Genomic DNA, 13,681 nt, shown 5'->3' with positions numbered 1-13,681 from the left:
GTGCCACCGGGCGCCCTTGATACCGATCAAGGCGCCCGGTAGCACGGCATTCCACACTCAAGCTCACGTATCGCCCAAGGAGGAGCACCATGAGCCAGTACCAGCGTCTGTTGCTGATCGCCGATCCACAGCAGCACCAATCCCCCGCGGCGCGCCGTGCCGTTGCCCTGGCCCGGGCCAGCGGCGCGGCGCTGCACGCCCTGGTGTTCGTCGAACCGCCGGCGCGCACCTACCTATGGGAAGAACACCTGGAAGACAGCGAGCGCGAAGCCTACCTGCAGCGCCACGAGCGCTGGTTGCAGGTGGAAGCGCAGTGGATGGCCGAGGAGGGCGTGCAGGTCACCACCCAGGTGATCTGGAGCACCCAGGTGCTCAAGGACATGCTCGCCTACATCGACGAGTTCCGGCCTGACCTGCTGATCAAGGACGTGACCCTGGAGTCGGCCCTCAAGCGCGTGTTCGTCACCCCGCTGGATTGCCACCTGCTGCGCGAGGCGCCGGTGCCGGTGCACCTGGTCAACGACGCGCCGCACAAGCTGCCCCGGCGGATTGTCGCCGCGGTGGACCCGGCCCAGTCCGACACCCAGATCCGCGGGCTCAATACGCAGATCATCCAGACCGCCCACGCCCTGGCCCTGCAATGCGACGCCCAGTTGCACCTGCTGTACGCCTACGACCTGATGCCGATGCTCGATGGCGTGGCGCCGGTGGCGTCCACCGCCTGGAGCGTCAACTGCCTGGACGAGTTGCGCGACTCCCTGCACAAGGAATTCGAACGCCTGGGGGATGAGCACAACGTGCCCCAGGAATTCCGCCACTTCATCATGGGCCCGCCGGTGCCGGGCATCGCCCAGTTCGTCGACGAATACCTGGTGGACGTGGTGGTGATGGGCACGGTGCACCGCACCGGCTTTGGCCGCTTGATCGGCAGCACCACCGAACGCGCCTTGTACTCGATGCCGGGGAGCATCCTGGCGGTGAAGGCGTCTGGCGCGGCCTGACACCCACGCCCGTTTCAGTCCGGATCGGCGCGCTTGCTGCCAGGCAGGTACGGCAGCAAGCGCTCGGTTTCCTTGCGCACCACCCCATAGCACTCGCAGCTGTGCTGCTCCAGCCGCGGCCGGTCAAGCACATTGATCCGGCCGCGGCTGTATTCGATGATGCCCTGGCGCTGCAGTTTGCCCGCGGCTTCGGTCACGCCTTCGCGACGCACCCCGAGCATGTTGGCGATCAGTTCCTGGGTCATCACCAGCTGGTTGCCCGGCAGCCGGTCCAAAGACAGCAGCAGCCAGCGGCACAGTTGCTGGTCGATGGAGTGGTGGCGGTTGCACACCGCGGTCTGGGCCATCTGGGTGATCAGCGACTGGGTGTAGCGCAGCATCAGCAGGAGCATTTCGCCGTGGCGGTTGAACTCGTCCTTGAGGCGCTGGCCGGGCAGGCGCAAGGCGTGCCCGGCGCTCTGCACGATGGCCCGGCTGGTGGTGCTTTCGCCGCCCATGACCAGGGCCACCCCCACCAGCCCTTCGTTGCCCACCACGGCGATTTCCGCCGAGGCGCCGTTTTCCATCAGGTACAGCAACGACACCACTGCATCGGTGGGGAAGTACACGTGGCGCGGTATGTCCCCGGACTCGTAGAGCACCTGGCCCAGGCTCAGGGCCACCGGCTTGAGGTGGGGCAGCAGGCGCTCCTGCACCGCCGCCGGCAGTGCATTGAGCAAGTGATTGGGCCCGTGCCCAAGGTTGTCGAACATCTCAGAACCACCGGATGGCAAGGCGTCAGCGCTCACTCAGGGTAGTCCAGGGTGTGGCCGGGTGTCTGTCATGGTGCCGGCTCCGTATGGGTCGCTGTCGGGGTATGCCCGGCCTGCGCGGGCAGGGCCGCGGGCCAGGTGAGCAGCACCCGGCGCGTACTGCCGTCATCCAGCAGCGGTATGGCCAGCCCCACCAGCGGCCGGCCGTCCAGGCTCAGGCTGAGGGTGGCGCCGGGGTTCTGCCGCACTTCAATACGGTAGAGCGTCTCGCCGAACCGATAGTCCAGGCTGTAGCCCGGCCAATGCGCCGGGATCACCGGTTCGATGTACAGGCTCTGGCCTTCGCGGCGCAGGCCCAGCAGCGACTCGACGATCAGCCGGTAAGTCCAGCCCGCCGAACCGGTGTACCAGCTCCAGCCGCCGCGCCCGGTGTGGGGCGCCACGCCATAGACGTCGGCGGCCATCACGTAGGGCTCGACCCGGTAGGTGGCGACCTGTTCGGCACTGCGCCGGCTTACCGGGTTGATCATGTGCAGCAGCTCCCAGGCCCGGGCACTGTCCCCCAGGCGGGCGAAGGCCATGCTGGCCCAGACCGCGGCATGAGTGTACTGGCCGCCATTTTCCCGCACCCCGGGCACGTAGCCCTTGATGTAGCCCGGGTCTAGGGGGCTGTGGGCGAACGGTGGGTCGAGCAGCAGCACCACGCCGCTGTCGCGACGCACCAGGTGCTGGTCCAGGGAGGCCATGGCCTGGTGCTGGCGGGCATCGCTGGCGGCGCCGGACAGCACCGACCAGCTCTGGGCGATGGAGTCGATGCGGCACTCCTGGTTGCTGGCGCTGCCCAGGATCTGGCCATCGTCGAACCAGGCGCGGCGATACCACTGGCCGTCCCAGGCCTGGCTGTCGAGGGCGGCGCGCAAGGCCAGGGCCTGGGCGCGGCACTCCCGGGCGAAGTCCGGGTCCTGGTGCTGCTCGGCGGTGACGGCAAAGCGTTGCAGCACTTCATGGCCGAAGAAGCCCAGCCACACGCTTTCCCCCAGGCCGTGTTCACCGACCCGGTTCATGCCGTCGTTCCAGTCCCCGGTGCCCATTAGCGGCAAGCCGTGGACCCCGCGCCGCTGGCCGTGCTCGATGGCGCGCCGGCAGTGCAGGTAGAGGCTTTCCCGCAGCCCGCTGGCCTGGGGCAGGTCGTAGTAGGACTCTTCCCCGGAATTGAGCAGGCGGCCTTCCAGGTAACCCACTTCGACCTCCAGCACGCTGTGGTCGCCGGTGATCTGTACATAGCGGCTGGTGGCCAGGGGCAGCCACAGGAAATCATCGGAGCAGCCGGTGCGCACCCCGCGATTCTGTGGCGGGTGCCACCAGTGCTGGACGTCGCCCTCGGGATACTGGTGGGCGGCGCACAGCAACAGGTGCTCGCGGGCCAGGGCCGGCTCGGCGTGGATCATCGCCATGCTGTCCTGCAACTGGTCGCGAAAGCCGATGGCACCGCCGGACTGGTAGAAACCGCTGCGGGCCCAGAAGCGGCAGGCAATGGTCTGGTACATCAGCCAGCCGTTGGCCATGACGTCGATGGCCGGGTCCGGTGTGCGCACCTGTACCGCGCCGAGGCTGCGCTGCCAATGCTGGTGCACGGCCGCAAGCTCGGCCTGCGCCATCTGGCTGCCGCGGTACTGCAGGACCCGGCGGGTGGCGGCCTTGGCATCCACTTCGGCCCCCAGGCGGAACAGCACCTCCCGGCTCTGGCCGTCCTCCAGTTCCAGGCTCACCTGCATCGCCGCGCAGGGGTCGAAACCGGCACCGGAGCGCCCGGACAGGCGCCCCCGAGTCAACGCTGCCGGCGCCGCGAGGCTGCCGTTGCGGCCGATGAACTCACTGCGATCGCCGGTGAAGCTGCTGACCTCGGCGTCCGTATCGAGAAACGCCACGTGCCCGGAAAACTCCATGTTGTAGGGGTTGCGGGCGAACAGTGCGCCGCTCACCGGGTCGCTTTCGCTGACCACGTGCATGGCCGAGCGGCTGCGGGACTCTCCCAGCACCCATTCCACATAGCAGGTGGCCGACAAGCGCCGTGGCCGACCGCTGAGGTTGCGGATCTTCAGCCGCGAGAACTTGATCGGCGCCTGCAGCGCCACATAAACCGTGAGCTCGCTGTGGATGCCGTCCTCTTCATGCTCGAAGACGCTGTAGCCGAAGCCGTGGCGGGTGCGGTAGCTGCCGCTTCCGGGGCAGGGCTGGGGAGTGGGCGACCAGACCCGCCCGCTGTCTTCGTCGCGCAGGTACAGGGCCTCGCCGCTGGGGTCACTGACCGGGTCGTCGTGCCACGGGCTGAGGCGGTATTCGTGGGCGTTCTCACGCCAGCTGTAGGCGCCGCCGGTTTCCGAAATCACCGTGCCGAACAGCGGGTTGGCGAGCACGTTGGCCCAGGGCGCGGGCGTCGGCTGCCCGGGGTTGAGGGTGATCAGGTATTCACGGCCGTCGCTGCTGAAACCGCCGTAGGGGGTTTCCAGGATCAGCTCTGGCGCTGCAGCGGTACTGGCTCGGCTGGCGGGTGGTGGCAGGCGTACCAGGGGCGCTTCCAGGCGCGGCAGCGAAGGGTCGGCGCGGCGCCGGTGGACTTGCTCGGCGAGGCTGCCGCGGCTGTCGCTGACCACCAGGCGCGCCACCGCCAGCATCAGCGTGCGGTCCTCGCCGGACAGTTGCTGGGCCGGGCGCACGAAGATGCCCCCCGGGCGGTCGATCAGGCTGGCTTCGCTGCCGGAGGTCACCAGGCCCATGATCAGGTCCTGGAGCTGCTGGCGGTAACCCGCCTGGTCCTCGTTCCAGATCACCAGGTCCACCGCCAGGCCTTTTTGCCGCCAGTAGGCGTGGGCCTTGATCAACTGCTGCACCAGGGCAATGTTGGCCAGGTCGCCCACTTGCAGCAGGACGATCGGCAGGTCGCCGGAAATGCCCTGGCCCCAGAGCCCGGACTGGCTGCGCCGGTTGGCCTGCAGCAGGCTGTTGTCGGCGCGCAGGGTGGCGTTGGCGTAGAGCAGCGAGGCCGCCATCTGCTGGAACAGCCGGGCCTCGGCCAGGGATGCGTTGAGCTGGCGCAACAGCACCTGGCTGTGGGTCCAGGCCAGGTCGAAGACCCGGTCCGCCAGGTGCCGGTCGCGGTATTTGTGGATCAGTTGCAGGCAGTGTTCACGGCTTTCGGCGACCCCGGTCACCAGGTCGATGGTGGCGCTCTGGCCGGGGTCGAGGGTGATCCGGCAGCGGATCGCCACGATCGGGTCGAGCACCGGCCCGGCGCTGCCCGAGAGCCGTTCGGTCTGCGGGTCCAGGGCCTGGGGCGCGGCCAGGTCGCGGCCACGGCCGATAAAGCGCGCGCGGTCGGTTTCATAGGAAATCGCGTCGATGTCCACGCCGTGGGCCGCCAGCAGGTGGCACATCCAGGGCACCGGCTGCTCCTGGGAACGTGGCCGGCGGCTGCAGACGATGGCCTGCCAATCGGGCAGCAGCTCGGTCTCGATGAACAGGTTGCTGAAGGCCGGGTGGGCGGCATCGCTTGGAGCCGGGGCCAGCACCACTTCGGCGTAGCTGGTGAGCTCGATGCTGCGGCGTACCCGGGCGCGGTTGCAGATGTGCAGGCGGCGCAGCTCGATGGGGTCTTCGGGGGACACGACGATTTCCGTGTGGCTGTCGAAGACCTGTTCACGCACGCGGAATTCGGCCCGGGCGTCGGTGAAGATCGCCTCGAAGCTTGAAGGGCGGCCTCGGGTCGGCTGGTAGGCGGCGGACCAGAACGTGCCGCTGGCCACGTCCCGCAGGTAGCAGAACTGGCCCCAGTGATCGCGGGTCGGGTCTTCGTGCCAGCGGGTCACCGCCAGCTCGTTGCAGCGGCTGTAGCCGCCGCCGGCGCTGCTGAGCATGACGTGGTAGTGGCCGTTGGAAAGCAGTTGCACCGCCGGGCGCTTGCGGTCCGGGTCGGCGAACACCCGCAGTTTGTTCTCGTGGGCCCGGGCGGCTTCGTCGGCCGCCGGGGCACCGGCGGCATGCAGGTACTGGGCGGCGGTTTTCGGCACTCGTTCCTGCAACAGCAGGGCGATGGCCTGGAACTGCGGGTCGGATTCGAAGCGTCGCTGCATGGGCTGGTCCAGCAGCAGCCACGCCAGGGACAGCAGGCTCATGCCCTGGTGGTGGGCCATGAACGATTGCACCACGGCATGGTTCTGGCCCCGGGGCAGGCGCGACTCGGTGTAGTCCACGGCTTCATAGAGGCCGAAGCGGCCCTGCAGGCCCAGCTGGGCCAGGCGCTGCAGGTTCTGGCAGGCTGCCTGGGGCGCCACCATCAGCGCCAGGACGCTGGCGTAGGGCGCCACCACCCGTTCCGCGCCGAGGCCACGCTTGAGCCCCAGCCCCGGCACGCCGAACGCCCGGTACTGGTAGTTGAACTGGCTGTCGAGGGTGTTGTAGCCCGACTCGGACACGCCCCAGGGCAGGCCCAGTTGCTGGCCGTGCTCGATCTGCAGGGCCACGGCGGCGTGGCAGGTCTGGTCCAGCAGGGTGCCCTGGTAACTGGGCATCACCAGCATCGGCATCAGGTATTCGAACATCGAACCGGTCCAGGACAGCAGCACCGGGGTACCGGCGCTGCTGGTGAGCAGGCGGCCGAGGGCAAACCAGCTTTCCTGGGGCAACTGCCCCTGGGCGATGGCGACAAAATGGGTCAGGCGCACTTCCGAGGCCAAGAGGTCGTAGTAGCCGGCATCCAGGCGGTGCTCGTCGGCGTTGTAGCCGATCACCAGCAGATGGCGCCGGGTGTCGTAGAGGAAGCCGAAATCCATCTGCGCCATGCCGGTCACCTGCTCCAGCAACTGGTTCACCGCGGTGCAGCGTTCCAGCGCCAGTTTCCGTAGCGCGGCGATCCGCCCATGGTGACGGGGCAGCCAATAGTCGGTGTCCAGCTCGGCCAGCTGGCGCCAACTGAGGAGGCCGAAGCGGCGACCGTCGGCCATGGGCGGTGGGGTGCGCCAGAGCAATTCGTCATGCAGGTCGCGACATTGCGCGGTCAGCGCCTGGTGCCAGAAGGCGCTGTCATCGGATGCCTCGCCGTGGGAGTCGGCGGCGCTCTCGCCAATGCGTTGCAACAGGCCCAGCAGGCCCTCGGCGCTGACCCCGGCATGCAGGCTCAGGTGTTCATGCACGGCGCGGGTTTCCAGGCGCCAGCGCAGCACGGCCGCGGTGTCCTGACCCGCTGCGGTGAGGGCGTCCTGGAGCACGTCGAGGCAGTCCAGCAGGCCGTTGGCGATCTGCACCGGGGACGGCGGGCTGTCCATCAGGCCCTGCAAGCCCGGGCGCAGGGTCAGCAGCATCCCGGCCAGGTTGCCGCTGTCCACCGTGGACACATAGCGCGGTGGCAAGGGCTCCAGGCTCTGGGTGTCGTACCAGTTGTAGAAGTGCCCGCGATAGCGCTCCAGCCGGCCCATGCTGGCGAGCATCCGTTCCAGGCGCTGCAGCAGCCGGCTGCTGCTCAGGTAGCCGAAGTCATGGGCCGCCAGGTGCGCCAGCAGGGCCAGGCCCAGGTTGGTGGGGGACGTGCGATGGGCTACCCGCTGCTGGGGTTGCTCCTGCAGGTTGTCCGGGGCCAGCCAGTTGTCCTGGGGGCCGACGTACTGGTCGAAAAAGGCCCAGGTGCGGCGGGCCAGGCTCTGCAGGAAACGCCGCTGGCCCGTGTTGGGCACGAAGGCCACCTGGCTGGCGGGGCGGCTCAGCCACCAGGCCAGGGCCGGGCCGGCCAGCCAGGCCAGCAGCAGGGGCACGGCCACCAGCAACTGTGGGCGCGGCCACGACAGCCCGGCCAGGAGCAACGCCAGGGCCGGGCCGACCCACATCCGCCGGTAGAGCTCCAGCAGGCTGTCATCGGGGCCGCGTTCGGCTTCCCGGGACGGTTGCCATTGCAGGCGATACTCCTTGCTGATGCTCATGCGCCATAGCGCGCGGCCCAGGGCACCCAGGCTGTAGGCCACCTCATGGGGCAGCCAGGCCAGGGGCAGCAGCGCCCGGGACAGGTGCTGGCCGGCTGTGCCCAAGGCGGCCACCAGGTGTTGTTGCAGGGGCACATCCGGGGTCTTTTCCAGCAGCTCGCGAAAGGCCGCCGACAGCGGCAGCACCAGCAGCAGAATCAGCACCGCCAGGGTCCAGGCCACGGGGTGGGTGGCCCCCAGCCAGCCCCACAGCAGCATGCCCAGCAGGGCCATGGGCTCCAGGCTGCGGCGCAGGTTGTCGAGGATCTTCCAGCGCGCCAGGGGGCTCAGGCGATTGCTTTCCAGGCCTCCACCGGCCTTGGGCGACCAGGGCAGGAGCCACGGCAGCAGTTGCCAGTCACCGCGGATCCAGCGCTGGCGGCGCTTGACGTCGGCGCTGTAGCGGGCCGGGTATTCCTCGAACAGCTGCACATCGCTGAGCAGCCCGGAGCGGGCGTAGCAGCCCTCGATCAGGTCATGGCTGAGGATCCGGTTGTCGGCGAAGCGCCCGCCCAGGGTCTGCTCGAAGGTGTCTACGGCATAGATGCCCTTGCCGACGAAGGAGCCTTCCTGGAACAGGTCCTGATAGACGTCCGATACGGCGCGGGTATAGGGGTCGATCCCGGCGTCGCTGGCGAACAGCCGGGCATAGGCCGAACGGGCGGTGCTCGACAGGCTGATGCCGACCCGCGGCTGGAGAATCCCGTAGCCGCTGACGATGCGCCCGCTCAACGGGTCGGCCAGGGGCCGGTTCAGGGGGTGGTCCATGGCCCCCACGCATTGCTGGGCCACGTCCCGGGGCAACTGGGTGTCGCTGTCCAGGGTGATCACGTAGGTGATTTCAGGCAGTGCCTGGATATCGCCGACGATCAGCGAAAAACGCTCCCGACCCCGGCCGCGCAGCAGGGCATTGAGGTCTTCGAGCTTGCCGCGCTTGCGTTCGTGGCCCATCCAGCAATGTTCCGCCGGGTTCCACAGGCGTGGCCGGTGCAGCAGGTAGAAGCGCTCCACGGCTTCTTCGGGGTACTTCAGGTTCAGCGCCTCGATCCGTTGCCGGGCCAGCATCAGCAGGCCGGCATCGGCGTCCAGGGTTTCGCTGGGGGCGTCGAGAAAGTCGCTGAGCAGGGCGAAATACAGCTGGGCGTCGCGGTTTGCCAGGAAGCGCACTTCCAGCCCTTCCACCAGCTCCTCGACATCCGCCGTGCAGCCGATCAGGCAGGGCACTGCCACCAGGGTCCGGGCTCGGGGAGCAATGCCTTCGCTGTAGTCCAGGCGCGGCAGGATGCCGGGGGCCACGGTCAGGGTCACCAGGCCGTTGATCAGGCCGATGGCCAGCCGGCTGGCGAGCAGCAGCGCCGGCACCGCCAACAGCCCCAGCCAGTAGTGGCCGGAAGTCGCTTCCTGATACAGGGCACTGAGGAAGGGCCAGGCGAACAGGGCCGAGAGCAGGATCACCGGCACCAGGAAAAAGCCCAGGGGCGCCTGGGTCAGCAGGCGGCGGCCACGTTCAGCCAGGGGGACTCGGGCGCCGATCTGCTGTTCCAGGGTGCGCCGGCCAGCGCCGATCAGGTAGTGACCGACGTGGCCGGCCACGGCTTCCGGCGCCTCGGCGCGGTACTGGGCGCGGGCCAGCTCGATGCACTGGCGGGCCACCTGTTCTTCACTGTGGCGGCAGTGCCGGGCCAGGCGTTCGAGCACATGGCGGTAATGGTCGCGGGTGGCGAAATCCATGCGTCGGTAGACCCCCGCGGGGTCCTGTTCCAGTACCTGTTCGACCCGGCTCATCAGCTCGACGAACTCGCGCCAGTTGCTGGCCGAGAGCAGGCGCAAGCTGGAGATGCTGTTGCTGATGGAGACCTGGTCGGCGGCCTGCTGCTGGGCGTCGAGCTGCACCAGGCGCTCGATGTTCAGCCCGGTTTCCCCCAGCAGTTGCTCGATCCAGGCCAGGGGCAGCACCAGGGCCGCGTTCTGTCCTTGCAGGCGACGCGCCAGCTCGGCGACGAAGGCGGCGGTCATGGGCGGTGCCGAGCGGGCCATGTCGGCCACCGCCAGCACCACGCTCTTGGCGTCCTGCTCGGCGGTTTCCATCAGGCGGTCGGCCCAGTCGTTGGCCAGGTTGCGTTCGCTCCAGTTGGCCATGACCCGGAAGGCCACCCGGCGCAGGTTCTCGATCAGGGCCAGGCGCAGCATGATGGGGATTGCCCATAGCTCGCCGAGCATCAGCGGGGTGACGCTCTGGTAGCTGTCGACGAAGCGCCCCAGGCTGTCGGTGTCGACCCGGCCGTCGCCGTGGGAAATGGTTTCCAGGGCGATGTCATAGACCCGCGGCAGGCCCGCCGACTGGCCGTTGGCCAGGCGCGGCAACTGCCGGCTGTAGCCCCGGGGCAGGTGGGTGCGGGTGATGCGGATCTGTTCTTCCAGCAGGTAGTAGTTGTCCAGCAGCCATTCCGCGGCGGGGGTGGCCCGGGGGGAGGCGTGGGTGGCGGCGGTCAGGCTCTTGCAGCAACTGGCCAGGGCGCTGGCGTTGTCCGCCAGGCGGGCCAGCAGCCAGTCCGGGGTGCGGCTCGGGCTCAGGCGATGCTGTTGCGCCAGCAGGGTGCCGTGGCGGGCCATCTGTTCAGTGCTGAACAGCTCCGAGCGCAGCGGCGCCTGGTATTCGACGCTGTTGCGCGAGGCCTTCCATTGGCCGTATCGGGCGGCGGGCAGCCGCCAGAACCTCAGGAATGCGTGGGTCCAATGACTGTCCATGTTTTCCTTGGCATAACAGAGCCGTCCCTCGGCACGGGGTGCGAGGGAGGGCCGGGAGCGGGGCGTGCGGTCAAATCGAGGCACCGTCGCGACGAGCGTGTCAGGCAAAAATCTGCAACCTTGAGGTTGCCGGGCAGAGGCGAGGGTTGTCTGTGCGCTGGGGCACATAGCCTGGCGATAAGGATGAAGGGTGACGCTGCTTGTAGCCGCTGCCGAGCTTGCGAGGCTGCGACAAGGGCCGCAGGACCTTCAGCGCTCTCAAGAGCGGCGCCTGCTTCGCAGTCGTTCGCAGCCTGCGGCGGCTACAGGGACCGTATGGGCTGGGAGCTGCTTTGAAGGTGAGGCGATGCGCCTTCTTTTTAGTTCTGGTCCGACACTGCACTCTTCGGGAGTCGGCTATAAAGCTCGCCACAACCTCACCGCTGGCAGGCCCATGAGTCTCGCTTGCCCTGCATGGGTGATTTTCCGCCGCTTTTTTCACTGTTAATCTTGCCGCCATGACCCATGCCTCCCCCCATCGCCCCCACATTGCCTGGACGCTGTATTTCTGCGTGCTGTTCAACGTGTTCGTCTGTGGCCTGGGCCACGGGCAGATGGCCGGGCTGGAGCTCAATGGCGTCGGCGGGCAATTCTGTTCCGCCATGGGCAACCCGGGCCCGGCCCTGGACGGCGACTTCAGCGATCAGGCCGTCGCCGGTGGGTTGAGCACGTTCATGTGCCCATTGTGCTCGGCCGTGAGCCTGGGCATCGCGCTGCTGTTTTGCCTGGGCTGGATGCTGCGCCGCCAACGCCCGCCACGGCTGGGGGGCGAGCAGCGCAGCAAGGCGCCGCCGCGTTCTTGCTGGCCTGCGCTCAATCCCCGGGCACCTCCTCTGGGCTGACTCGCTCCGGCGACCGTCATCGGCGGTCGCGCTTTCTCGTCCTCCGGCACTAGCTGCACGGTCGCTCCGGCGACTGTTGCCGGACGCTGTTCGATGATTTTTTTTCGAGTCCGAGTCCATGAAACACCTCAATCGCTCCCCCCACTGCGCGGCGCTGTGCTGCGCCCTGTCGTTCAATGCCCTGGCCGACTCCCCGCTGGAGTTGCCGCAGATGCGCATCAGCACCGACGAAGAACGCAAGATCGGCCTGCAACTCGATACCCAGGGCAGCACCGGTTCGCGCCTGGGCCTGACGCCCCGGGAAACCCCGGCTTCGGTCAGTGTGGTCAACCGCCAGCAGATCGAGCAGCGTGGCGCCGCCAATACCCAGGACATCCTGGCCAGCGTGCCGGGGATGAACGCGGCCTCGTCCCCCGGGGTGCCGGGCTTCGTGTCCTATCGCGGCTTCTCCGGGGCGCAGATCACCCAATTGTTCAATGGCATCAGCGTGCAGTACGACTCCATCGCCGCGCGCCCGGTGGACAGCTGGATCTACGACCGGGTCGAGGCCGTCGGCGGCCCGTCGAGCTTTCTCTACGGCGCCGGCGCGGTGGGCGGTTCGATCAACTACATCACCAAGCTGCCGTCGCGCACCGAATCGTTCAATGAAGGGCGGGTCAGCTACGGCTCCTACGACAGCACTGAAACCTCCTTCGGCTTCAACCACGCGCTGAACGAGGGGGCCGGCCCGCGGCATTACGCGCGCCTGGACCTCAGCCACACCACCAGCAACGGTTATGTCGACCGTGAACAGCGCGACGCCTGGACCACGGCCTTCTCCCTGCTGACGGACTTCAACGACCAGCTGTCCCACACCCTGGCCTACGAGTACCAGGACGAGCGCGTCGACAGCCCCTACTGGGGCACCCCGGCGCTGAACCCGTTGGGGGGCAAGATGGAGGTGGACAAGAGCCGGCGCTTCGAGAACTACAACGTCCGTGATGGCCGTTACGAACAGCGGGTGCAGTGGTTGCGCTCGATCATCGACTATCAGGTCGATGACCGTACTTCGCTGCGCAACACCCTGTACCACTACAACGCCGACCGCGAATACCGCAACCTGGAGACCTACGCCTACAACAGCGACAACAGCCAGGTGGTGCGTTCCGGCATCCTGCTCCAGCGCCACGCCCAGGAGCTCAACGGCAACCGCTTCGAGCTGCTGCATCACAACACGCTGTTCGGCCTGGACAGCCAATGGTCGGCGGGCATCGACTACAGCCACAACGTGATGAGCAACTTCCCGCGCTCGGTGTCGGGCTCACTGCCCGGCGTTGATCCGGGCGATTTCGACCCGGGCAGCTTCTGGGACTTGCCCGGCATGCAGCGCGGCTTCGACAAGAACCGCCGCAACCAGGTGGACACCTGGGCCCTGTTCCTGGAAAACCGCCTGCAACTGAGCGAGCGCCTGTCCCTGCTCAGCGGCCTGCGCCACGACCAGATCGACCTGCAAGTGACCAACTACCGCGCCGTCACCGAGGCCAACCCGGCGTTTTTCCAGCGTAAGTACCGCCCGACCACCGGGCGCCTGGGGCTGGTCTACGAGCTGACCCCGGCGGCCAACGTGTACGTGCAATACAGCACCGCCGCCGACCCGCCGGCGGGCATCCTGACCACCGCCAGCTATGGCCAGGTGCGCGACTTCGACCTGAGCACCGGCAACCAGTGGGAGGTCGGCAGCAAGTTCGATTTCCTCGACGGCCGCGGCTCGGCGACCCTGGCCGCCTACCGCATCGAGCGCAAGAACCTGTCCACCGCCGACCCGAGCAACCCCGGCAGCAGCCAGCCGGTGGGGCAGCAGTCTTCCCGGGGCGTGGAACTGGCGGCATCGCTGCGGGTGACGCCCAGGCTGCTGGCCGAAGGCAACTTCGCCTACGTCGATGCCCAATACGACGAGTTCTATGAAAACGTCGGCGGGCGCCCGGTATCGCGCAAGGGCAACAGGCCTACCAACATTCCGGACAAGGTCGGCAACCTGTGGCTGACCTATGACCTGGCGCCGTCCTGGCAGGTGGGCAGCGACGCCCGCTACGTGTCTTCGATGTACGCCAATGCGGCCAACAGCCGCTACGCGCCGGCCTACACGATCTTCGGTGCCTTTGTCGGCTATCAGGTGAACGCCGATACGCGGATCACCGGGCGGGTGCGCAACCTCACCGATCAGGTCTACGCCCGCACCACCGCACCGAGCCAGCTGTACCTGGGGGCGCCGCGGACCTTCGAACTGGCGCTGCAAACGCGCTTTTAACCTG

5 protein-coding genes are annotated in these 13,681 nt (G+C 67.9%); 3 read left to right on the top strand and 2 right to left on the bottom strand.

Features of this window, described 5'->3' with window-relative positions; genetic code table 11:
• Positions 1-89: 89 nt before the first annotated feature.
• Positions 90-1,001: a universal stress protein gene (locus A9971_RS06495; protein WP_011062349.1), complete on the top strand. Its 912-nt coding sequence runs from the start codon at positions 90-92 to the stop codon at positions 999-1,001.
• 14 nt (positions 1,002-1,015) lie between these two features.
• Here the strand turns inward: A9971_RS06495 and A9971_RS06490 are convergent, their stop codons facing one another.
• Together A9971_RS06490 and A9971_RS06485 are read right to left on the bottom strand one after the other, a co-directional pair.
• On the bottom strand, positions 1,016-1,753 hold the full coding sequence (locus A9971_RS06490; RefSeq protein ID WP_011062348.1) for a Crp/Fnr family transcriptional regulator: 738 nt from the start codon (positions 1,751-1,753) through the stop codon (positions 1,016-1,018).
• Positions 1,754-1,821: 68 nt separating this feature from the next.
• Entirely contained in the window at positions 1,822-10,509 is an 8,688-nt protein-coding gene (locus A9971_RS06485) for a glycoside hydrolase family 94 protein (protein WP_183001966.1), read from the bottom strand.
• A 497-nt stretch (positions 10,510-11,006) separates the two neighbouring features.
• Here A9971_RS06485 and A9971_RS06480 point away from each other — a divergent pair, with 497 nt between their 5' ends.
• Both A9971_RS06480 and A9971_RS06475 read left to right on the top strand, forming a co-directional pair.
• Positions 11,007-11,390: a DUF2946 family protein gene (locus A9971_RS06480; RefSeq protein ID WP_015636398.1), complete on the top strand. Its 384-nt coding sequence runs from the start codon at positions 11,007-11,009 to the stop codon at positions 11,388-11,390.
• 118 nt (positions 11,391-11,508) lie between these two features.
• Positions 11,509-13,677: a TonB-dependent siderophore receptor gene (locus A9971_RS06475; RefSeq protein WP_103290767.1), complete on the top strand. Its 2,169-nt coding sequence runs from the start codon at positions 11,509-11,511 to the stop codon at positions 13,675-13,677.
• The last annotated feature ends 4 nt before the right edge of the window (positions 13,678-13,681 follow it).

It is taken from the genome of Pseudomonas sp. UME65 (assembly GCF_014170225.1).
Lineage (GTDB): Bacteria > Pseudomonadota > Gammaproteobacteria > Pseudomonadales > Pseudomonadaceae > Aquipseudomonas > Aquipseudomonas protegens.
Note: the sequence above shows the minus strand (reverse complement) of the source record. Positions and strands in the feature narration are given on the sequence as shown.

Coding starts and splice junctions, on each gene's coding strand:
- A9971_RS06480 (WP_015636398.1), top strand. CDS start 11,007: ATGACCCATGCCTCCCCCCATCGCCCCCACATTGCCTGGACGCTGTAT.
- A9971_RS06490 (WP_011062348.1), bottom strand. CDS start 1,753: ATGTTCGACAACCTTGGGCACGGGCCCAATCACTTGCTCAATGCACTG.
- A9971_RS06475 (WP_103290767.1), top strand. CDS start 11,509: ATGAAACACCTCAATCGCTCCCCCCACTGCGCGGCGCTGTGCTGCGCC.
- A9971_RS06495 (WP_011062349.1), top strand. CDS start 90: ATGAGCCAGTACCAGCGTCTGTTGCTGATCGCCGATCCACAGCAGCAC.
- A9971_RS06485 (WP_183001966.1), bottom strand. CDS start 10,509: ATGGACAGTCATTGGACCCACGCATTCCTGAGGTTCTGGCGGCTGCCC.